The organism is Candidatus Phaeomarinobacter ectocarpi (genome assembly GCF_000689395.1).
Lineage (GTDB): Bacteria > Pseudomonadota > Alphaproteobacteria > CGMCC-115125 > CGMCC-115125 > Pyruvatibacter > Pyruvatibacter ectocarpi.
Genome location: NZ_HG966617.1, coordinates 23342 through 45664 on the forward strand (window position 1 = coordinate 23342; position 22323 = coordinate 45664).

The window sequence follows — 22323 nt, forward strand, 5'->3', positions numbered from 1 at the left end:
CAGCGTGAGAACAAAACAAGTCCATTCAGCGCGGGGCGTGTGGCTGTCAACTGCCAGTGCGATGGGTGGCTGCAAGACGAGAAAGAGCGACGTGGAGGGCCTCAGACGGGTCGAGCCCCTCCACGGTACCAAGTGTGGCGATGGCCAACGTGCCCAGTGCATTCATGGACAAGGCAGCGTTTAGTCGTGTTGGGTCCAAAGAGGTGTCGCTGACCGACTCATAGCCTTCGATCATGGCGTCTGCCGGGCCGCCAATGTCATTCATGTGGCGCAGCTCGATTTCCACAGGCCCCGACTGCGCCTCGCCCCAGTCGACCAGGCCGGCATTGCTGTGGGCGAACTCTTGCTCATCAGCAAACAGAACATTCCCTCCATTGATGTCGCCATGGAGGAAGGGATGCTGCGGGCCGTCGGCCAGAATAGCCGCGACCTCCAGACACGCAGAGCGCATGTCCGGCACGATGTCCGCGATCTGCAGCAACCGGTCCTGGGAAACCGGCGGCATGGGCCCCTGTCCGGCAGGCAGATTTCGGGTTTGCGTGTGAAGTAGGGCGGCTGTCTCGCCAAGGCGCCGCATGATGGCCACCTTTTGGGCGGAATCAATCGGTCCGGCCAGAATGTTCATGGCTGCTCTGCCGGGGAGTTTCGACATTCGTATCCAGCCGCAATAGTCACCCATACCATCCGTAGTCGGATTTATTTTGGCGCCAGCGATGAAGAGGGCCGCTGTAATCGGTGGCTGCAGACCGGCTACTGCCTGTAACGCGGCTGTCTCGCCATCAAGAATCTGCAGTCCTGACCCGATGCCGCCGCGGTGGCATACGAGCTTCAACACACTGCCATCATGAAGATCAAAGACATCGCCCCATACGCCTGATCCAAGAGGGGTCCAGGGAGGGGGCGGCAGTCCTAAGCCATGCAAGGCCGCATGGATTGCATGGTCTGTTGGGTGTGGGTGCGTGCGAGGCATGTCACCACCCTATGGGCAGCCTCCGCGTCACGCAAAGAGCCGCAGGCAAAGGATGCTGGTGCGCAAAAGAAAAGCGGCCCGCTGAACAACAGCGGGCCGCTTCAAATGCTCGACGCTTAGGTCTGGGTCGTTTTACTCAGCAGCGGAAACCTGCTGCAGAGCGTCTGTCCGGGTACCAAAGTTGATCGTCTGAAGGTACTTGATGCCTTCTTCGGCAATGTCGTCACCGATCATGTGATCGCCCTCGGACTTCAGCTCATCCATGTCCACGTAAGTGGCATAGAAAGACTTGGTGCGGTCGGTAATTATGCCGGCCTTGAGGAGTGTCTTGATCAGTACACGGAAGATGTCTGTGCCTGACTTCATGCGCTCCTTGCGATCTTCGTCGGTGAAGGCCTCGAGCATCTCTGCCTGAACCTGCTGCCAGTCGAGACCAAAGCTTTCATAGATGACTTTCTTCTGTTCCGGGTTCACAAGGTTGAACAGAAGAGTCTGGAAGCACTCAGCAGCCCAGTCTTCAATCAGGTGCTGTTCTTCCTGAGACAGATTGGGGACCGTACGGTCGGCCCAGATTTTGCCGAACTTGTGGTGGAACGCTTCGTCGGTCATGACCAGCTGAGTCAGACGGACGAGAAGCGGGTCTTTGGCGTTGGTATAGAGCATGGCAAAGGCGCCCATGGCGAGGCCTTCCACCAGCATCTGCATGCCGACGACCTTCTTGTACACTTCCGGTGCATTCACGATGTCAGTCAGAAGGTTCTTCAGCGTTTCACCGCACGGCAGCGGCGTGCCCCAGCGCGCCTTTACGTAGGCTGCAAAGCCTGTGACGTGTCGGGCTTCTTCGCGGGTCTGGTTGGCAGCGTATTCCTGCGCACCCGGATCCCGCAGAATGTGGCAGAGCGAGGCAGACAGGCCAAGCGCTCCGGCTTCACCGTGCAGAATGGCGGAGAGATTCCAGCGCGCGCTTTCATTGACGAAGCGGATGCGCTCTTTCTGCGGCATGTCCTTGAAACAGGGCAGCTGCAGTTCCGGCACCATGTCTTCCGGCATGATGGCTTCATTCTCCATGTCGAAAGGCTCGGAGAAATCGATGTATTTGGTGTCCAGCGGATCCCAGAAGTGGTCATGGGTCGCGGAAATGATCTTGTCGAATGCGGTTGAGCGGGCGCCGTAGCGGTCCACTTCAATCATCGCAGCGAAATCATCGGGTGCCACTGCATCGTAAGCGGCGTCATGGGTAATCTGGCGCGTGGTCATTGGTGAGTTGTCTCCTCCAAGAAACCTGAAAAGACCCCCTCACAAGCAGGGCCCAGGTCAAAACAGCTCCAAAAGCAAATGTCGTATGCCGGTTTGCTCTAGCCCGAGCGTTGGCGGCACCTGCAACCGGGATGCGCGTATCAGCGCGCAATTCCAATTACTTACAAAAAGGTAGGTGGACGACCTGCCTGCCGCAAGGAAAAAGTGACACCGGCGTCATTTTCCTGATCGGGTGCACGGCAAGCTCAACGACCAGCAGGGCACCACGCGTTCCGGCTGTGGAAGGTAGTGATTAACTATGTTGGGCGGAAGTCGGGCGTAACACGTATCTTCCTAGTGGCGTTGATGCCGCAAATTTGCTGATGTTTCTTTCATGTTTTTGTACCAACGATGCCTTTCCCGTGCTATCGGGAACGTTGGAGTTGCGAAATGTGCGACAACAGGCACAGTGGCTTCGTCTAGAACAGAAGTCGGCGATCAAAGCCGAACGCAAAGAACTGGCGATTAACGCCGGACGAATATGGAGAAACCATTGGGGAGGGGTGCATCCAGGTCTGTTGATCTGTGTGCCGCTGGTCACCGGGGGGCGATGTATCTGGAAAACCAGATACGCTAAGTCGCGAAACGTGACCTGCACTGAAGACCCCTGACATTGGTGTGATGGATGACTGAGGCTTTGAGGCCCGCGCGGTGTTTCGCGAGGGTTTTAGGTTTCAGCCGGGGATGTTTTGCCGTTCGCGCGGCCGGCCACCTGTTATGGGTTGGCCTGAAAGCGCAGCACACGGGCGGCCTGTACACTCCCGGTAATCACAAATTGGGTTTGAGTGCGTAACGGCGTTACCGGCCAATCGGTCAAGCGTTGCGCAGCGTGGAGTGAAACGGAACTAACATGATCAAGCTGCTGGAAAACATTCTGTTCGGCGCCAAGCCGCTCATTCTTGGGCTGTTCGCACTGATTACGATCTATTGCGCTTACTACGCCTTCCAGCTCCGGATGGATGCGGGCTTTGAAAAGCAGCTGCCAACGGGCCACGAATACATTGAAACATTCCAGGAATACCGCGATCGCCTCTTCGGCTCGAACCGCGTTGTTATCGTCCTTGCTCAGCGCGACGGCACGATCTGGAACGAAGACTTCTTCAAGACCTACAAGGAAGTCACCGACGAACTCTTCTACCTGCCAGGTGTTGACCGCCGTACGGTGACATCACTGTGGACGCCCAACACGCGATATCTGGAAATCACCGAAGAAGGCATCAACGCCGATGATGTGATCCCGGGCACTGTGACTGTCAACAACATGACGCCCGAGGCGCTGGAGCGCATCGAGAACAACGTGGTCCGAGGGAACTTCCTGGGCCGACTTGTTGCGGAGGACTCCACCGCGGCCATGGTTGTCGCGGAGCTGCTGGAGATTGATCCACAAACTCAGGAACGCCTCGACTATTTTGACCTCGCTGACCAGCTTGAGGACAAGATACGAGGGCAATACGAAGACGAAAACTACACCGTCCATATCATCGGCTTTGCCAAGCTGATTGGTGACATCGCCGATGGTGCCCAGACGGTTATCATCTTCTTCATTGTCGCGTTTATTCTCACCGCCATATCGGTGCATTTGTATGCTCAATCATGGTCGCTCACCTTCCTTGCGCTTTTCTGTTCACTGACATCGCTGATCTGGCAATTCGGTGTGCTGCATATCCTTGGTTTCGGTCTGGATCCATTGGCGATCCTTGTGCCCTTCCTGGTGTTTGCCATCGGGGTGAGTCACGGGGTGCAACAGATCAACCTCATAACCAAGGAAGTGACATCCGGTGCCAACGGTGAAGAAGCCGCCCGCGCCAGCTTCCGCCTTTTGTTCATTCCAGGCTCCATGGCTCTCATCACTGACCTTGTGGGCTTTGGTACGCTGATCCTGATTCCGATCGGCATGATCCAGGAGCTGGCCATCACCGCGTCTATCGGTGTGGCACTCAAGATCATTACCAACCTGGTGATGCTGCCGATCCTGGCCAGCTACCTGACCTTTGACGAAAGGTTTGTCGATCGCGCCAACCGCGCCCGTGATTTCCGTATCCGCGTGATGACCCATGTGGGCCGTCTCGCTGAGCCACGTGTTGCTGTTGTTATTCTCTTTGCAAGTGTCATTCTGTTCGCTGTTGCATTCTGGCAGAGCCTTGGTCGCCACGTGGGTGACCTTCACGCCGGTGCACCCGAGCTGCGTGAAGATGCGCGGTACAATCAGGACAGCCGTTTCGTCGTGGACAAGTTCGCACTTGGCCTCAACCTGCTGACCGTCATCAACGAAACGCCGTCCGAAGCTTGTATCAATCACGACGTGATGAACTACCTCGCGCGTTTCTCCTGGTACATGTCGAACCGTGAAGGCGTGGCAGCGGTGATTTCGCTGCCTACTGCCGCCAAGGCATCGTCTGCGGGCTGGAACGAAGGCAACCTGAAATATCAGACCCTGCCGCGTAACAAGTTCGCACTCGTGCAGGCTGTGGGTCCGGTTCCAACGTCCTCCGGTCTGCTGGACGTGGACTGCACGACCTTGCCGCTCCAGATCTTCACAGATGACTCCAAGGCAACCACGATTGAAAACGTGATTGCCGGCGTGAAGACATGGCGTGAAGCCAATCCACGTGATGACGTCAATATCCGCCTTGCTTCAGGCAATGTGGGTGTGATGGCAGCGACAAACGAGGAAATTGAAACCTCGGAACTGCCAATGATGCTCTACGTGTACGCGACCATCATTCTGCTGGTGTACCTCACCTATCGTGACTGGCGTGCAACGATCTGCTGTTGTGTGCCGCTGACGCTGGCCACCTTCCTGGGCTACTGGTTCATGGAAGAACTGGAAATCGGCCTCAAGGTTGCGACCTTGCCGGTGATGGTGCTGGCTGTGGGTCTGGGCGTGGACTACGCGTTCTATATCTACAACCGCCTGCAGTTCCACCTGTCCGAAGGCCTCGACATCACCGACAGCTTCAAGCAGTCAATGTTCGAGACCGGCATGGCCGTTGTGTTCACCGCCATTACCCTTGCGGTTGGCGTGAGCACCTGGACCTTCTCACCGCTGAAGTTCCAGGCTGACATGGGCCTGCTGCTCACCTTCATGTTCCTGACGAACATGATTATGGCCATCACGGTGCTGCCAGCCATCGCCGTGGTTCTGGACATGGTGTTCCCGCGTCGTACGCCAATCAAAGCGCCTTCTGGCATCTTGGCTCACTAACGCGAAACACGAAGTACTCGAGTAAGGGGTGTATCTGCCTCATCGGCAGATACACCCCCCAAAGCACCCAACCAACGGTGCGCTCGCAAGGGGAAGCGAAATATGCTTGATCGAATTGTTGCCTTTCTAGAAAACCGCGCCGCGCCAGGCGGGGAATCTTCCGACCCGTTTTCCGTAAAACAGGTCGCCGCAGCGGCCCTCATGGTTGAAGGCGCGCGTCTCGACAGTGACTTTGACGACACCGAGCGTGCCGCCATGGAACGCATCGTCGGTGAGCGGTTCTCGCTGAGCGCAGACGATGCTCAGACATTGATCGACATTGCTGCTGAACGTCAGAAGTCGAACTACGACAACTGGCAGTTCACAAATGCTGTTGCCAAGAACTTCAGCACCGAAGAGCAGATCGATATTCTTTCCATGATGTGGGAAGTCGCCTACGCCGATGGTGAACTGCACCGCTTTGAAGTGCATCAGATCAAAACCGTTGCTGGCCAGCTTGGCCGTAGCGATGCAGATCTGGAAAAAGCCCGCAAGGATGCGCAGGCCCGTCTGGGTATCACCGACTAGCAGCGCACGGTCGCTACAAACAACAAAGCCCCGGCAGTACTGCCGGGGCTTTTTGTGTTTGCGTGGTCAGGCGTCCTAACGAAGCGCGAACCCGACGACTTCTTCAAGGTCAGCCAAGGCCTGATCTGCGCCTGATACCTTGATGGCTTTCATGCCGACCTGGTGGGCCGCCTTGCAGTTGATGCCAAGGTCATCAAGATAGACCGCATCAGCGGCCGCAACGCCCAACTCCTCCAGAGCCATCTCATAGATCTTCGGATGCGGCTTGCGAACGCCCGCCTTGCTGGACTCAATGATGAACTCGAACTCATCCATGATTTCCTGAACAGCCTTGGCCTTCTCGCTGGTGCTCGCCATGCCGGCACCTTCGCCTGCGGACACATTGTTGGTGATGCATGACACCCGCAGGCCTTTTGCCTTGATGGTTCTCAGCGCCGCCAGCATTTCCGGCCGTACATCGCCAGACAGGAGAGCAATTATCTCCCTGCCACGCACCTCATGGCCCAGAGCCTTTGCTTCCTGCGCAAACAGCTCGTCGAACTCGTCCATGTCCACGTCGGAGCGTTCGAACTTCGCCCAGGCATTGTCGAGATAATTGGTCGAGTTGATTTTGCGAATGAGGTCCTCGGGCAAGCCGCGCTCGCGTTCAAAGCGTGCGAATGCTTCAAAAGGGCTTGTCGTAAACACTCCACCGAAATCCCAAATAACCGCTTTGACCATGTCCCCTAACCCTCTTCGTTTTTCTTGATGCCCCAGTCGCGCACAACCTCAACCATGGCAGTGGTGATGTGCGACAGGTCGCTGGGTGAGATCACCAGCGGCGGCGTTGTATAGACAATATTGTTGAAAGGCCTGTTCCAGACGCCCCGCGCAATGAACTCAGCCTTCATCCAGTCATTATCACCATGGGGCTCAAGCTCGATAACACCGATCGCCCCCTTGACCCTGACGTCCCTGACGCCCGGCAGCTTTCGGGCCGGTTCCAGCTCCTCGGCCAGCTGCTGCGCAATGCGCGCAACGCGTGGGCCGGGGGGGTCCTGTTCAAACAGATCAAGCGCCGCATTTGCCGCCGCACACCCCATGGCGTTGCCCATATAAGTGGGCCCATGCATCAGTGCGGTTTCAGCACTGTCGGATAAAAAAGCATCGAACACATGTGTGCGTGCGAGCGTGGCAGCAAGCGGCAGCGTTCCGCCGGTCAGTGCTTTGGACAGTGTCATGATGTCCGGCACGATATCGGCCTGCTCGCAGGCAAACAGAGTCCCGGTGCGGCCAAAGCCTGTGAAAATCTCGTCCAGGATCAAAAGCACGCCGTGGCGGTCGCAGGCCGCTCGAATGAAATCCAGTGTCTCAGGCGCGTGCATGATCATCCCGCCGGCGCCCTGAACCAACGGCTCCATCACAACGGCAGCGATGTCATCCGTGCGTGAGGCAAGCAGGTCATCAAAGGCTGCTTGCGTAGCAGTGTCTATCGGCAGGTCTGTGATGATCTGCTGTGCAAGCAGCCCGGCAAACAGCGAGTGCATGCCTTCCTCGGGATCACACACCGACATGGTGGCAAACGTGTCGCCATGATAGCCGCCGGTGAAAGACACAAACTGTGACCGGCCCACAGCGCCTTTGTTGATCCAGTACTGCACCGCCATCTTCATGGCGATTTCGACGGAAACTGACCCGGATTCAGAAAAGAAAACGCGGGACAGGTCGCCCGGCGCCATCTTCGCCAGGCGAGAGGCCAGCGTGTAGGCCTGCTCGTGGGCAAGCCCGCCCAGCATCACATGGGGAAGCGTTTCCAGCTGCTTCGTCACAGCCTCGCGGATATGGGGGTGGTTATAGCCATGGGCAGCCGTCCACCATGACGCCACGCCATCAATGAGTTCGCGGCCATCCTCCATAATCAATTTGCATCCCTGCGTACTGGCAATCGGTGCAGGCAGGGGTGCGTCTTGCATCTGCGTATAGGGCAACCAGATATGGTCAAACCCGTCGGTCAGCCATGCAGGCGGCGTGCTATTGGTCCCGGGCGTATCAGCCATGCGTATGTCGAGAAGTCCTTGAGGGGGAATAGGCGGCAGAGCATAGTGGCCCGCACCTGAGGAACAAGCCTAATCCCGTAAAAACAAGCCATATAAGCAAGAGGGTTTATGCCCAGCCTGAATGACTTCGCCAGCACCAAACTTGAAAACCTCACGGCACGTGGACAACGCCGCGAGCTGACCGACACTGCCCGCAAGGCTGCTGGAAACGCAGTCCGTGGCAACCGGGACGTGATTTCGTTTTGCTGTAACGACTATCTCAATCTGTCCCAGCACCCCGCCGTCAAAAGAGCCGCCCAGGCAGCCGTTGAAGAGTTCGGTGTCGGGTCGGGCGCCTCTCGCCTTGTCACCGGCAATCATCCCCTGTTCGCGCAGCTCGAAACGCGCCTGGCCCGCCTCAAGGGCACGGACGCTGCCTTGGTTTTCGGCGCTGGCTACCTTGCAAATACCGGGATCATCCCAAGCCTTGTGGGCGCGGGCGACGTTGTGTTTGCTGATGAGCTTAGTCACGCCTGCTTGATGTCCGGAGCCCGCATGTCAGACGCGCAGGTGCATGTCTTTCGGCACAACGACATGGCCCATCTGGAAGAGCTGTTGACGGCCCACCGCGGCTCTGCCCGCAACGCCCTGATGGTGACAGACGGCGTCTTCTCCATGGATGGTGACCTTGCGCCCTTGCCTCAGATGGTCGCGCTGGCCAATGAGCACGAGACGTGGCTGATGACCGATGATGCCCATGGCCTGGGGGTCATTGGGGGCGGTCATGGGTCAGCGCGCGCCTTTGGTGATGTGCCCCTCGATATCCCGCTGCAAATGGGAACACTCTCCAAGGCTGTTGGCGGCTTTGGGGGGTATGTATGTGCCAGCCAACCGGTGATTGACCTCCTCAAGAGCCGGGCCCGCACGTTTGTGTATTCAACTGGCCTGCCTCCAGCCAATGCAGCTGCCGCCATTGCCGCCCTTGAGATAATCGAAAGCGACACGGACCTGATCGAAAAGCCCGTGAGCAATGCAGCGCAGTTCTGCCATGAGGCAGGATTGCCGGCCCCCCAAAGCCCAATTGTGCCCGTCATCATCGGGGACGAGCGTGACGCGCTGGGTGCGTCCCACATGCTTCTTGACGAAGGCTATCTGGTCACAGCCATTCGTCCGCCAACCGTGCCTGCTGGCACCGCCCGGCTACGCCTGACATTCATGGCGGAGCACGACCCCGAGGATATTTCACGACTTGCGGAAATTATCCGTGAACGGATTATAAGGCGATCGGCAGCATGAGCAGCTCCACCTTTTTTGTCACGGCTTCAGGCACGGACATTGGCAAGACATATGTCACCACTGGGCTGATCCGCGCCCTCTTGTCTGCAGGCCGGAAGGTTGAGGCCCTCAAACCCCTGATCACGGATTTCACAGACGCCACCCAAGGCGGCAGCGACACCGTGCTTATTCTTCAGGCGTTGGACAAAGAGCCGATACAACACGCCATCGAGCATGTATCTCCCTGGCGATACACCGCTGCCCTTGCGCCGGACATGGCCGCAGCCAGAGAAGGTCTGGCTGTGCCCTATGACGACGTCATCACCTATTGCCGTGATGCCCGTGCCGCATTGAGTGATGACACGGTCCTCATTGTTGAAGGCGCAGGTGGAGTGCTCGTTCCTGTGGATGACACCCACACCATGCGTGATTTCATGACTGACCTTGCCGCCACGCCGATTTTGGTGGTCGGCAGTTATCTGGGCACCATCAGCCATACGCTGACAGCCCTTGAGGCGCTGCAGAGCCATGGGCTGATACCGGCTGCTATTGTTGTCAGTGAAAGTGAAGGCGCGGGCATTCCGCTGGACGAAACCTGTGATGCCATCAAGCGGTTCATCGGTGACGTGCCACTCGTACCGGTGCCGCGGGGCGACCAGGACGCGTTCTCGCGCCTCGCCGCACTGATCTCCCGGTAAATCCTGTTCCTGATCTATCCAGACAAGAGAAAGGCAGACCTGCATTTGGCAGGTCTGCCTTTTCTTTGTTGTTCTTTTTCCACAAGGATTGGTCCTAGTGGTGGGGGTGCGCCTTGTAGAAGGCCATGCGACGCGTGAATGACCGTTCGTCTTCCAGCGTATGGCCCGCATATGGATGGCGGGACTTGTGTTGCTCCCTCCGGGGTGTGATCCCGAAAGAGAGCCAGTACATCATATTCTTCAGCATGGGTGGCTCTCCATTCTTCTCGGTCTTAGACATTGCCGCCTATCGGCTACCTGGTTAGAGGTGTCATAAAACCGTAATATGTATCCTATATACGCACCATGTGCGCAGACGTCAACAAAAAAGCGCACAGCGTGCGTAAATAGAGTCTTAAGAGCCCGCCGAGGGGAGTGTGACTGACATGGATGAGAAAGAATTCAAGCGCTGGCGCAAGTCTTTGGGCATGTCTCAGAAAGACGCCGCAAAAGCACTTGGTCTAAAGCCTCGTATCATTCAGTACTACGAGAAAGGAGAGCGTGACGGAGAGAGGGTAAAAGTACCACGCTCTATTCGGCTCGCGTGCTATGCCCTCGCACAGGGAATTACAGACTATAATGGGCCAAATGAAGACTAAGAAGTTAACGGATATTAACCAAGACTAGGACCGTCACAATCAGGGCCTGACACAGTCTAAAAGTGGCCCCAACTGACCAATTCTCTTGCGAACAATGGCTGCCTGACGGGTGACATGACCCGTTGAAGCCGTTGCATGCAGCTCAATTGGGTTGGGCAGGATGACGGCCAGCCGGGCCGCCTCCCGCTGGGTCAGATCCTTTGCCGAAACACCAAAATGATGCCGGGCTGCCGCCTCAATGCCAAAGACCCCCGGCCCCCACTCCGCAATGTTCAAATAGACCTCAAAAATCCGCTCCTTGGGCCAAAGGGCGTCAATGAGCGTGGCCACATAAAGTTCCAGGCCCTTGCGAATGTAGCTGCGGTGGGGCCACAGCATTAAATTGCGCGCGGTCTGCATGGTGAGTGTGCTGGCACCGCCTTGGCCACCACCCTCAATTTCCGCCGTCATGGCTTGTCTCAGGGCCGTCCAGTCGACGCCCCCATGGGAGCAGAAGTTGTTGTCTTCGGATGCGATCACCGCGTAGCGCACCGATGGTGCGATCTCTTCCAAGGGCACCCAGTCCCGGCTGAGGCCCTGTCCCTCGACAAGTCGAATGGCCATGACGGTCGTGAGCGGCGGCGGCACGACCCGGTAGAGCAGGATCAAACCAACGGGAAGAACCACAAATACGCCGACAACCCCGACCAGCGCCCACTCGATGATGGACAGGTCACGACGCCGCAGCCGGCTGAAAAAGCCGCCGGATATTGATCTGCGTTTCTTTGAGGATGAGCGGCGGCGCGTCACGCGGTTGATCTCCAGAATGGTCAGCGCGGCAAAGTCTATGCGCCAACCACAAACAAAGTGATAGCGGGCTTTGTACTCTCGGGGACAAATGGTCACCGAACAAACAAAAACCGGGACCAGCCTAAAGGCGGATCCCGGTTCTCGACCCCTTGGGTGGGGCGTGGCGTTGAAGGTGCTCTATGCGGCGTTCATGTGCTGCAGGAAGCCCTCAATCTCAGTGCGCAACTCAGCGGCGTGCTGGGAGAGCTCGCCGGCGGCTGACAGAACTTCCTGAGCCGAAGCACCTGTCTCGCTCACAGAAGAGGAGACACCGGCGATATTCGAGGACACTTCCTGTGTACCCAAAGCCGCTTCCTGGACATTGCGGGCAATCTCCTGCGTCGCGCTGCCCTGTTCTTCAACGGCACTTGCGATGGCTGTTGAGATGGAAGAAATCTCATCAATCGTCGACTGAATGGACGCGATGGCATCCACAGCGCTCGACGTCACATCCTGAATGGACGAGATCTGCGTGCCGATGTCTTCAGTGGCCTTGGCGGTCTGCGTTGCCAGTGCTTTCACTTCAGAGGCCACAACCGCAAAGCCCTTGCCCGCTTCACCGGCGCGAGCGGCTTCAATCGTGGCATTGAGTGCAAGCAGGTTCGTCTGGCTTGCAATATCCGTGATGAGGCTCACCACGTCACCAATACGGCCTGCTGCTTCAGCAAGGCTCTGCACGGTCTGATTTGTGCGTGTGGCCTCATCGACAGCACGTCCGGCGATCTGGGAGGACTGCGCAACCTGGCGGCCAATTTCCTGAACCGAGCTGGCAAGCTCTTCAGCAGCGCCGGCAACAGTCTGGACATTGGTAGACGCTTCTTCAGAAGCAGATGCCACCGTCGCAGAACGGGTGGATGCTTCCTCGGCTGTGCCTGTCATGCCGCGGGCAGTGGCGTCGAGTTCAGTTGACGCAGATGCAACCACATCGACAACGCCCTTCACCTTTTCAGCCATGGAAATCTGAGCTGATACAACGCTCCAGCTCACCATTGGGCCAGCATAGGAACCGTCCGGGTTGGTGATGGCAGAAACATTGAGTTCGAGTTTCTCCGGTCCAACCTGGATCAGTGCCTTGTGCGGAAGGTTGGCAGGGTCGCCCAGCATGGTGCGCTGATGCACCGGACTTTTGTGGAACACGTCAATGCATGCGCCTTCAACTTCGTCCGCTTTGATGGGCAGATGCTCTTCGATTGTCCGCAGCGTATCGATGCTTGTCTTGTTGACGTAGCGGATCTTGAAGTCTTCGGGATCGCACATCATGACGTTGATGGGCATCTCGTCCACCATCTGCGAAAGCTGTGTAGCCTGGCGCAACTTGTCAGCGATTGTCGCAATCGCCTGCCATTGAGTACCTGCATCACCGGATTCCGCCCCTTCCGGCAAACTGACAAGGTCGCCAGACGCGAGTGCCGTAAGCGTGGCCTCGATTGTAGTCTTTGGATTTGAAGCGTCGCCCCTCTTGGACTTCGCGCTTCCTTTGGTGCTCTTGGCACCGCGATCAAAAATGCTCATGAATTTCCCCTCTCATGGCCACCTGCCTCAAGCGGGTGTTTCGTGATTAAAGAGGAGGTCTGTAAAATAATCGTAAAAGTTGCACGATTTTGGGGCATGCAAGTTTTTAGGCGTTGAAATCAAATGGATTTCTTCTGCAACTGTAAGGCGAAATGGCCTATCGCTTGATAGAGCCCAGAATGCCGCGGATCAGTTCGCGTCCAAGGGTCCGGCCGACCTGCCGCACCATGGATTTGATGAAGGCCTCTGTGGTGCCCTGACGTCTCGAGGCCTTGGGCCGGGCGCGGGCTTCAGCCTTTTCGCGCTCTTTTCGCTCTTTTTCTGCGGTTGCAGCTTCTTCAGCCTTAGCGCGCTCCGCCTCCAGTTCGGCACGTCGCTTCTGGAGAATTTCATACGCCGACTCGCGATCAATCGTCGTGTCATAGGTCCCGCCAACCGGACTGGAGGCAAGTGTGGCCTTGCGCTCATCGGGCGTGGCCGGCCCAAGCCGGGAACTTGGCGGCCGGATCAGTGTCCGTTCCACAATGCCCGGCACGCCTTTTTCACCCAGGGTAGATGTCAGAGCCTCCCCCACACCCAGCTGCGTGATGACTTCCGCAGTCTTGAGATTTGGGTTCGCCCGAAAAGTGTCAGCAGCAACGCGCACGGCCTTCTGGTCACGTGGCGTGAAAGCCCGCAACGCATGCTGGATCCGATTGCCCAGCTGGCCCAGCACCTCGTCGGGCACATCAAGCGGGTTCTGCGTGACAAAATAGATGCCCACCCCTTTGGAGCGGATCAGCTTCACAACCTGCGCAATGCGGTCCACCAGATGTTTGGGTGCATCGTCAAAAAGCAGGTGTGCTTCATCAAAGAAGAAAACCAGTTTCGGTTTCTCCGGGTCACCGACTTCCGGCAATTCCTCAAACAGCTCTGACATCAGCCACAACATGAAAGTGGCATAGAGCTGCGGCGCGCGAATGAGTTTGTCGGACGCAAGGATGTTCACCTGGCCGCGTCCGTCATAAGTGGTCCGCATCAGGTCCTGTAGACGAAGGGCAGGCTCTCCGAAGAACTTGTCACCACCCTGGGTTTCCAGAGTCAGCAAACGTCGCTGGATCGCGCCGATGGAGGCTGTGGTCACATTGCCGTAGCGCCCGGAAATGTCTTTTGTGTTTTCGGACATGAAGGCCAGCATTTCGCGCAGATCCTTTAGATCAAGCAGCAGCATGCCGTCTTCGTCGGCCAGGCGGAACGCGATTGTCAGCACACCTTCCTGAGTGTCGTTGAGCCCCAGCTGTCGCGACAGCAGGATCGGCCCCATCTCCGAGATTGTCGTGCGAACCGGGTGACCCTGCTCGCCGAACACATCCCAGAACACAACCGGGTACTGAGAATATTTGTAATCGTCCAGACCGATGGTTGCAGCCCGCTTTTCAAGAAAGTCTTTTGAAACCCCCGCCTGCGACATGCCGGACAGATCACCTTTGACGTCGGCCATAAAGACCGGGACGCCGGCTTCTGAAAAGCCTTCAGCCAGGATCTGGAGGGATACGGTCTTTCCCGTGCCCGTCGCACCTGCGATCAGCCCATGACGATTGGCCAGTTTGAGAGACAGGTGCTGGTCAATGGCACCGCGGCCAAGAAAGAGCTGCTGAGACATGTTATCCGTTCGTATGCTGATTATTAGTCTTTGAGGAAGTGGCGGGCGAGACCCATGAACTCGTCGAACTTGTCATGATGGACCCAGTGACCTGCGCCCTCCACATTCACCGCCTTCGCATTCTTGAAGGCATTGATGCGGCCGTCCTCGGTCGGGTCAGACGCCCAGCTGTCGGTGCCGCGCACCAGCATCACTGGAGCCTCAATGCGGCCCCACAAGGCGTTTGTTTCCTCAGAGTCCCACCGGTCCGGCGGGAAAGCCCGGACATAGTTGTCAAACTTCCACGACCACGTTCCGTCCTCGTTCTGAATCATGCCGTGCACGGTCAGGTGTCGCGAATGTTCCGGGCTGAGATGTGGGTTTTCTTCCTGCATCCGTTTCACGGCATCTTCCAGCTCTGGGTATTTGCGCGGTGAACGTCCTGACAGGCCGCGCATCTGGTCAATCCAGCCTGACAGCCGTTCGTCCGCCGGTTTGCCTGCGCGCTGCGCGAGCATCTTCGGCGGCGGACCCAGACCCTCGATGGCGATCAGTTTTTCAACCGTCTCGGGGTAAATGCCTGTGTAGCGAAGTGAGATCGCGCCACCAAAGGAGTGCGCCAGAATCTTGAGCGGTGCCAGCTTCAACTGATGAATGAGCTGCGCAATGTCATAGACATAGTCATTGATCATGTAGGTGCCGCCAACCATCCACTGACTGTCACCGTGCCCGCGCAGGTCAGGTGCAATGATGTGGTAGTCGTGGCGGAGCTCTTCAGCCACCCAGTCCCAGTTGCGGCAATGGTCGCGGCCGCCATGAACCAGCAGCAAGGGGGGAGCGTCCGGGTTCCCCCAATCCACATAGTGAAGCCGCAGGCGCTGCGAGTAGTAGTTCCGGGACGCGGGCCCGACAATCAAATCAGTTTTATTGGTCATGTCCGCACTTTACCCGCGCCATTGGGGTCAGGGAAAGGGCAGAAGAATCCATCTCTTGTCATTCTAATTTTTCATGGCAATCGCAGACACGCGCGAGTCCCGCAGGTCAACTCTCTACCTTCATAGGTGTAGCGCCGCGCAAAATCGAACGGAATGGAGCCTTCTAGTAAGCAGGAGGCTTAAATGATTGAGTGCATGACATTTTCGACTGCAAACGAGTTTGGGGACGCTCTGGTGGACTATCACCGCATGCGCTACCGGCTGTTCATAGAACGTGAAGGCTGGGACATTCCTCATTTCGACAATCTTGAATATGACCAGTTTGACACCCCAGCGACCGTCTATCTGATCAAGCGGAGACCTAAGACCGGCGAAGTGATGGGCGGCATGCGCCTTATTCCCACCACCCAGCCTTATCTGGCGGAGCATGTCTGGCCGAACATCATCCAGACCCGCCCGATCCCCAAAGACCCGAAAGTCTGGGAAGGCACGCGGATGAGTGCGGACCCGGAACTGTCCGTGGAAGAGCGGCGTCAGACCCTTGCCGAATTGGGCATCGGTTTTGTGGAGTTCCTGCTGAGCGTTGGGGCAGATCGCGTTATCTTCGAAATGCCACCAAAGCTGCTGGAGTTCCAGTCACGTGAAAATCCGGAGTTTGTCGAGAAACTGGGTGAGCCAATCACGCTGGACGACGGCACGCTGCTCGTGGGTGGCTGGGTGCATCTGAGCGAAACAACCCTGGCAGCCTATCGGGCAGGAGCTGGTGTCACTGAAGATATTGTCACCTATCCAAAGGCCAGCATCCCATACCGCAAAGCGGCCTGACATCGCGGAGAGTTACGGGTGATTGACCCGGATGCACCAGGTGCATTCGGGTCAATTGCCTTTCAAACACCCACAACGTGTTGGGCGCTATTGCGACGAAAGGACTTGAGCACTGTCACTTTGCTTTGCGAAACTCATGGCAGAGCGGAAGGGCGAATCCCTGCCGCATGAGTGCCCGGCTGCGCATGACGCATTCAGGTGCCAAAGGAAGTGGACAAGCGCTCATGTTGGACGCCCGCGTCAAAGGTCTTTTTCAACAATGGCTGCTGGATGCGACGCCCGCCCCCTGGGGCGTTGCGCATGATCGCGACACCGACACCTACAAGATTGTGGCCCGAGACACTGATGGTCGTCCGCGCCTGGATGCTGCCGGCGGACAGATCACCATCGCGACAGGCATGACGCGGTCAGATGCCGCCATGCTGGTGCAGTTGCGCACTTTGTTGGACGAGGATGAAAATCCATCTCGGGTGGTCAGCCTCTTCTAGACGTCATTCTCACCGGATTTGAGGCGGGACTCTCGCTCCGCCCAGCCAAAAATACCCTTGGACATCAAAGACAGTTCCGCCTGCCGTCGCGCGCCATAGATTTCAGCGCGCGCCGCATGCGCTTCCCGATTGTCCGGCTCTGCAAGGGCGGCGGACTCAACCAGGTGACAGGCCAGTCGCATGTCAGCCTCTACGCCGGTGCCCGCGAGCGCTTGCGCTCGGGCGACAACAGGGCCGACCCCACCCGCCAGTGATATCATTTCCTGAGCCAGAGCGGCATCGGGCGCCGGTTTCAGGCGCGATGGGTTGCCATCATACCAGCCGCCATAGAGCCGCCAGATGTTGTGCAGAATGAATTCCGGCTCGTCATAAACAGGCTTGAGGTAGGGCTTGTCCATGAAGTGCGAGGGCAACTTGATGGAATGCAACACTTCATCAAACCGGGCCCCGTTGTTCATCATTTCCAATGACTGCTGGACCAGCAGCTCCAGCGCGGTGGCGATGGTATCGAGGACTGTGGCGATACGCGCCTTGCCTTCAATCGGTAGCCCGTGTGCAGGAAGCAGAAGCTCTGGTTCCTTGGCGGCCATGTCGCGCAGCGCCTTTGCCCATTCAAGCGGATAGCGCTGCACTTTTTGAGGGTTCCCGGCATTTGGGAAAACCCAGGTCACAAAGTCACCTGAGCAAATGGCCTTGTGCTCGGGTATCCAGGCCCACAGATGATCATCTGTTTCGCCGATGGCGTGGTTCAGATGAAATGTCAGATCGCCCGCACGCAGCGTCATGGCATCACGAAACGTCGTATCCGGATCAACCCAGGGGTCGGGCCCGAACCGGCGCGGCTGTGGTGCACGACCTTCATTGCCGCTACCGCCGCCCATCTTGAGTTCTGCTGCCGGGGCAAACTGTCGGGCATTGATGGTGAAGTTGTAGCCATTGGTCAGCTCATAGCGCCGGAAGCGCGGGCTGACATTTTCATGGGCAACGACCTGCGGGCGGGTGTGGCCACGCTCGCAGGCGTCACACAGAATTGCGCCTGTCCCGCCCACATGGTCCGCATGGCCATGGGTGTAGCAAACATGTGTGACCGGCTCCTCGGTCCATCGCCGCAGGGATTTGACGATACCACCGGCAAAAGCATCAAGGCTTGTGTCGAACAGCACCACGCCGTCTCCGGACTTGAGCGCCACCACATGGCTGAAGGCCTCAATGATGGCAACGCCATCGCCGACTTCGGAGAGCTCTGTCGTCGGGCGGTTGATCAGCCCGGCGCCCTCATACACGCCATCGTCAATATAGTGTGCGGACTTCGCCAGAATGTCGGACATGGCTGTTCTCCCCATATAAGGCCGTTTCTTGAAATCAGAGCCGGACTATAGCGGCCAATTTCGAATTAGAAACACCCATTAAATTTTCGGAGAATGGTTTCATCCATGTGGCAACAACAAAGAACGGGCCAGAGATGGCACCAGCTGGCCCTCATCCATTCTGGAAATCGACTGAAAGCCCATCACATGCGGGAGACATCCCTTGCAAAGATGTCAGGGCGAGTGAGGCCGACAAGTTCAATCGCAAACAGGCCGCGGAGGTCTGATTTCGTTGTGAAGTAACTGGTGTGAAGGCGGTCGCGTGTTTGCGCGTTGACTAGCCGGCTGCGTCAAGCTGGCCCGTCCCTAGTCTTCGGCTGACCGGGAATATGAGGCGGACGGTTGTTCCAACGCCAACGGAACTGTCTATTTCGATTGTCCCGCCATGCTGTTTCATGAAGGCCGAAACAATAGTCAGGCCAAGGCCGATGCCGTCTGAAGACCGGTGCGCGGACGCCCTGACCTGTTGGAACGGCATGAGAATGGAGGAGAGCATCTCCGCGGGGATGCCTTCGCCATGATCTTCAACCTCGATGGTGGGATGGCCCTGATCATCTATGAGCGTGCGAACGACAATTTGTTCGTCGGGAGGCGAGTAGCAGGCTGCGTTGCTGATAAGATTGCTGACGGCCCGCTGAATGCGCGACGCATCGGCTAGGACATCTCCAACAGTGAAATCAAACTCGGTCTTGATGGTGTGCGCACATGCATTTGCATCGCCCCGCGCGGAGTGGATGGCGCTCTCGGCGATTTCAGCAAGGCAAATGGCTTCATCCGCGAGCTCAATGCTACCCATTTCCGCCCGCGAAATTTCCATTATATCGTTGACGATGTTCAGCAGATGACGCCCGCTGCCGCTGATGTGGGCGGCATATTCCAGATAGTCCGGCGAGCCGAGAGGGCCCATCGCTTGCTGTTCCATCAACTCGGCAAACCCGATCACAGCGTTGAGCGGGGTGCGCAGCTCATGACCCATATTGGCAAGAAAATCCGTCTTGGCCCGGTTTGCCCGTTCAGCCTGTTCGCGGGCCTCGCGCTGCGCGGTTACCGCAAGCACACTGTCTGTTACGTCCCGAATCGTGAGGCCGAGCACGTGTCTGTATGTCGTCCCATTCGGTGTCGGCACATCAATTGGAACGTCACTGCGGTTTAGCCTCATTTCCAGATGGTGTTCTTTACCATCCTTAAAGACGCTGGCCATTATGGGCTCACCCGGCGGCGCTGTGTGCCAGCCCGCCGAAGGTCTGTCGCGATCAGGCGACAGGTTTTCAAGCAGGTCGTCGATGGTGGCACCGCTTGCGGCTTGCGGAACATTACACAGGTCAAACGTCTGCGTATTTGCCTGCTCGATGCGCCCCTGCGCATCAAGGATGGCGATGCCGTCGAAGCTGTCGGAGACAACCCGGTCCAGGAGGATCCGTTGGTGTGCGGCGATCCGCTTCTGGCGGGCCGCATTTCGCCTTTGTATGTCTGACATAAGAACAAGCTGAAGGCCAAAGACCAGCATCAAGGCAAAGAGGGCTGGCAATACATCAAGACTGATGGCCACAAAATGCTGAAGGAGCCCAGAGACCGCGAGCAGGCCAAAAACGGCAACAGCCACGATGGCTGCATATCCAAACCAGCCCCGCTGTTGCGGCATGCACAGGGCACCTGCCAGCACCAGGATAACCAGCAGAACAACACCAATGGGTCCGGTGCGGTGTATTTCTCGGTCCTGATGGAGCGTCTCGAACCCCATGGCCTGGACCATTGGCCCTGACATGACGCCATAGCGTGGCACAGCAAAGTGGTCACCCAGTTCAACAGCTGTACCGCCAATGATGACGCGCTTGCCATTCACTACATTGACGTCGAACCGCCCCTCCATCACATCAACAAATGAGATGCGGGGAATTGTGCGTACATCTATGCCGTAGTCGACATAGAAAGGTTCCGGCTGTGGTTTGGCCTTGCCTGCAAGCAGGGCAAACATGGAGTACCTGAATTCGCCATCGGCATTCCACATGCCGTGCATGAGCTGACGCAGACGGCCGTCTTTATCCGGAATGACATTAACGCTTCCAAGCCAGGCATGGGGTGTGAGGGCCGGTGTCGGTTCGGCATCAATGAGGTTCCCGTCATACACACCTGGTTCGGCCAGTTGCGTGAAGGCGGGGAGGATGACGTGACCACCAGCATCTTCAAGGGCGCGCGCGAGCGCCGCCGTCTCGTTCTCATTGGTCCGGGCGCTCATGTCCACATCAATGGCAATTTCATTCGCACCGGCAGCAACCAATGATCGGACTGCATAGGCGTAAGTGTTGCGAGGCAACGGCCATTGGCCGAGTTCCTGGATCGACCGGGCATCGATCTGAACAGCAACCACCTCACCGGATGCGGGCCGATCAAGGAGATCAAAGCGGGATTCGAGCAAGGCAAGTTCAAGGGTTTCCAGCGCGCCGAACGCATAGGCGCTCATGGCGATGAAAAATACAGCACATCCTTGAATAAGCCGCTGCATGTCCCGCGGCACCCCCACATAGAAAATCAGCCAGGCTGTTGCCAGCCCGGCTGATGATTATGTGCGATGAATGGATGAGGTCAGGTTAACGTCACTTTTTGTTTTTCCCGTTCCCACCAGCATTGCCATTCCCAAGACCAAGTGCGAGGCCGCCGCCGTTTCCGCCCGAATTGCCGCCCGAATTGCCAATCGAGGCGCCAAGGGCCAGACCACCGCCATTGCCTCCTGAGTTGCCACCCGAATTGCCAACTGAGGCGCCCAGAGCCAGACCGCCGCCATTGCCGCCCGCGTTGCCGTTTGAGGCCCCAAGGGCGAGGCCGCCGCCATTACCGCCGGAATTGCCAATCGAGGCACCCAGGGCCAGACCGCCGCCGTTACCACCCGCGTTGCCATTTGAGGCCCCAAGCGCGAGGCCGCCGCCGTTACCGCCCGAATTGCCGGTTGAGGCGCCCAGGGCCAGACCGCCGCCGTTACCACCCGCGTTGCCGTTTGAAGCCCCAAGTGCGAGGCCGCCGCCATTGCCGCCCGAATTACCGGAGGCTCCGACAGAAAGCCCATTGCCAAGACCGAGGCCTTTCCCGCTGCTGGGCGCGGAAGAAGACAAGGCAGCGCTGTTGACCAGGCCAGTTGCGTTGCCACTTGCCTTGGAGCTTGCTTTGGCGCCGGCGCTGACCGCAGCACCGACATTGCTCTTTGCAGCCGCAGCTGTTGTACCGGGTACGCTCTGGCGGACAAGACCACCAGTTGCTGCGGGGACATCAAGGGTCTGGACGCCCATTGTCGCCTTGATACGCACAGGTGCCTGAGGGTTGGGCGCCCCGACAGCTGGTGTGGGACTGCCCGGAGAGGCCGCGCGTGATGCGGGTGCAACCGTTCGCGGCGTACGACCAGTCCGAAGGGCCTTGGCCGGGCTTGCTGCTCCTGGTCCGGATACAGACAGGCCAACACCTGACCCGGCTGATACATCAGCCGTCTGGCCGGGGCGCACCATGCCCACGTCACCAGACTCAAAATCCATGACTTCCACGGCACCCTGCACAACGTGCACGGAGGATTTTCCATCTGCAACGGTGACGGCAAACTTGGTGCCCTTCACGACAGCAGCCAGATAAGGGGTTTCCACCTCAAAATGCTGGTGATCCTTCTTGTCGACCGACAGAAGAATGGTACCAATTGACTGAATAATGGTTGTCGCCAAGCCCTGCTTGCTTTGGGGCGCCAACTGGATGCTTGTATTTGGCGCGACGACAATAGCCTCTTCGCCACGGCGTATGATCACACGTCCTGTGGCGCCGGTTGTAAGCATTGTGCCGGACGCAAGCATCTGCTTGCTGCCGAGCGCCACGGGCGTCACGCCTTCGTGCGCGATCCACACGTCACCGCTGCGGGACTCTACCTGCCAGGCAGACTCAGCGTAGCCAGTATTTGAAAATACAACCATCGCGAGTGCGATAGCTGCGTATGCCAGTCCATTCTGGATGCGGCGCATAATTGATATCTCCATGCCGGGCTTATCCGACCCCAACCGAAGTCTGGCATATGTCTAAAATTTTGAAACAAGGCATTGGAAATAAAGGAAA

The 22323-nt window shown here is 57.7% G+C and carries 19 protein-coding genes; 7 read left to right on the plus strand and 12 right to left on the minus strand.

Annotated elements, in window-relative coordinates; all coding sequences use genetic code 11:
• Positions 1-46: 46 nt before the first annotated feature.
• Both BN1012_RS17275 and BN1012_RS00115 read right to left on the minus strand, forming a co-directional pair.
• Complete coding sequence (locus BN1012_RS17275) at positions 47-970, minus strand: phosphotransferase family protein (RefSeq protein ID WP_081826120.1); 924 nt, start codon at positions 968-970, stop codon at positions 47-49.
• A 132-nt stretch (positions 971-1102) separates the two neighbouring features.
• Positions 1103-2227 carry a ferritin-like domain-containing protein gene (locus tag BN1012_RS00115; RefSeq protein ID WP_043948021.1) on the minus strand — a complete coding sequence of 375 codons (1125 nt, stop codon included), beginning with the start codon at positions 2225-2227 and terminating at the stop codon, positions 1103-1105.
• Positions 2228-3116: 889 nt separating this feature from the next.
• Between BN1012_RS00115 and BN1012_RS00120 the strand changes: the two genes are divergently transcribed.
• On the plus strand, positions 3117-5471 hold the full coding sequence (locus BN1012_RS00120; protein WP_043948022.1) for an efflux RND transporter permease subunit: 2355 nt from the start codon (positions 3117-3119) through the stop codon (positions 5469-5471).
• A 102-nt stretch (positions 5472-5573) separates the two neighbouring features.
• Positions 5574-6038, plus strand: coding sequence for a tellurite resistance TerB family protein (locus BN1012_RS00125; RefSeq protein ID WP_081826121.1), 465 nt, complete (start codon positions 5574-5576; stop codon positions 6036-6038).
• A gap of 75 nt (positions 6039-6113) precedes the next feature.
• Here the strand turns inward: BN1012_RS00125 and BN1012_RS00130 are convergent, their stop codons facing one another.
• Entirely contained in the window at positions 6114-6758 is a 645-nt protein-coding gene (locus BN1012_RS00130; RefSeq protein ID WP_043948023.1) for an HAD-IA family hydrolase, read from the minus strand.
• Positions 6759-6763: 5 nt separating this feature from the next.
• Positions 6764-8074 carry an adenosylmethionine--8-amino-7-oxononanoate transaminase gene (locus tag BN1012_RS00135; protein ID WP_043948024.1) on the minus strand — a complete coding sequence of 437 codons (1311 nt, stop codon included), beginning with the start codon at positions 8072-8074 and terminating at the stop codon, positions 6764-6766.
• 108 nt (positions 8075-8182) lie between these two features.
• Here BN1012_RS00135 and bioF point away from each other — a divergent pair, with 108 nt between their 5' ends.
• Together bioF and bioD are read left to right on the plus strand one after the other, a co-directional pair.
• Positions 8183-9349 (plus strand): 8-amino-7-oxononanoate synthase, encoded by a 1167-nt coding sequence (bioF, locus tag BN1012_RS00140; RefSeq protein ID WP_043948025.1) that lies wholly within the window; start codon positions 8183-8185, stop codon positions 9347-9349.
• Positions 9346-10026, plus strand: a complete 681-nt coding sequence (bioD, locus tag BN1012_RS00145) for a dethiobiotin synthase (protein ID WP_043948026.1) — start codon at positions 9346-9348, stop codon at positions 10024-10026. Before bioF ends, bioD begins: the two co-directional genes overlap by 4 nt.
• A 94-nt stretch (positions 10027-10120) precedes the next feature.
• Here bioD and BN1012_RS17580 read toward each other — a convergent pair whose 3' ends face one another.
• On the minus strand, positions 10121-10273 hold the full coding sequence (locus BN1012_RS17580) for a hypothetical protein (RefSeq protein ID WP_171815873.1): 153 nt from the start codon (positions 10271-10273) through the stop codon (positions 10121-10123).
• 178 nt (positions 10274-10451) lie between these two features.
• Here BN1012_RS17580 and BN1012_RS00155 point away from each other — a divergent pair, with 178 nt between their 5' ends.
• Positions 10452-10664 (plus strand): helix-turn-helix domain-containing protein, encoded by a 213-nt coding sequence (locus BN1012_RS00155; RefSeq protein WP_043948028.1) that lies wholly within the window; start codon positions 10452-10454, stop codon positions 10662-10664.
• Positions 10665-10703: 39 nt separating this feature from the next.
• Here BN1012_RS00155 and mtgA read toward each other — a convergent pair whose 3' ends face one another.
• From mtgA to BN1012_RS00175, 4 genes are all read right to left on the minus strand, one after another.
• Positions 10704-11453, minus strand: a complete 750-nt coding sequence (gene mtgA / locus BN1012_RS00160) for a monofunctional biosynthetic peptidoglycan transglycosylase (protein ID WP_197538322.1) — start codon at positions 11451-11453, stop codon at positions 10704-10706.
• 177 nt (positions 11454-11630) lie between these two features.
• Positions 11631-13004: a methyl-accepting chemotaxis protein gene (locus BN1012_RS00165; protein WP_052534233.1), complete on the minus strand. Its 1374-nt coding sequence runs from the start codon at positions 13002-13004 to the stop codon at positions 11631-11633.
• Between the two features lie 157 nt (positions 13005-13161).
• Positions 13162-14646 carry a helicase HerA-like C-terminal domain-containing protein gene (locus tag BN1012_RS00170; protein ID WP_043948029.1) on the minus strand — a complete coding sequence of 495 codons (1485 nt, stop codon included), beginning with the start codon at positions 14644-14646 and terminating at the stop codon, positions 13162-13164.
• Positions 14647-14669: 23 nt separating this feature from the next.
• Positions 14670-15560, minus strand: a complete 891-nt coding sequence (locus BN1012_RS00175; protein ID WP_043948030.1) for an alpha/beta fold hydrolase — start codon at positions 15558-15560, stop codon at positions 14670-14672.
• A gap of 183 nt (positions 15561-15743) precedes the next feature.
• On the opposite strand from BN1012_RS00175, the gene BN1012_RS16425 reads away from it, so the two are divergent.
• Together BN1012_RS16425 and BN1012_RS00185 are read left to right on the plus strand one after the other, a co-directional pair.
• Positions 15744-16385, plus strand: a complete 642-nt coding sequence (locus tag BN1012_RS16425) for an acyl-homoserine-lactone synthase (protein ID WP_052534236.1) — start codon at positions 15744-15746, stop codon at positions 16383-16385.
• 224 nt (positions 16386-16609) lie between these two features.
• Positions 16610-16873 carry a hypothetical protein gene (locus BN1012_RS00185; RefSeq protein WP_145973370.1) on the plus strand — a complete coding sequence of 88 codons (264 nt, stop codon included), beginning with the start codon at positions 16610-16612 and terminating at the stop codon, positions 16871-16873.
• Here the strand turns inward: BN1012_RS00185 and BN1012_RS00190 are convergent.
• The 3 genes from BN1012_RS00190 to BN1012_RS00200 form a co-directional block, all read right to left on the minus strand.
• The gene (locus BN1012_RS00190; RefSeq protein ID WP_052534239.1) at positions 16870-18201 is read right to left on the minus strand and encodes an alkyl sulfatase dimerization domain-containing protein; all 1332 of its coding nucleotides are present in this window, start codon (positions 18199-18201) and stop codon (positions 16870-16872) included. The two genes, BN1012_RS00185 and BN1012_RS00190, sit on opposite strands and share 4 nt — an antisense overlap.
• Before the next feature lie 316 nt (positions 18202-18517).
• Positions 18518-20743, minus strand: coding sequence for a CHASE2 domain-containing protein (locus tag BN1012_RS16430; RefSeq protein WP_052534242.1), 2226 nt, complete (start codon positions 20741-20743; stop codon positions 18518-18520).
• Positions 20744-20834: 91 nt separating this feature from the next.
• Entirely contained in the window at positions 20835-22247 is a 1413-nt protein-coding gene (locus tag BN1012_RS00200; protein ID WP_043948032.1) for a FecR domain-containing protein, read from the minus strand.
• Positions 22248-22323 lie beyond the last annotated feature (76 nt).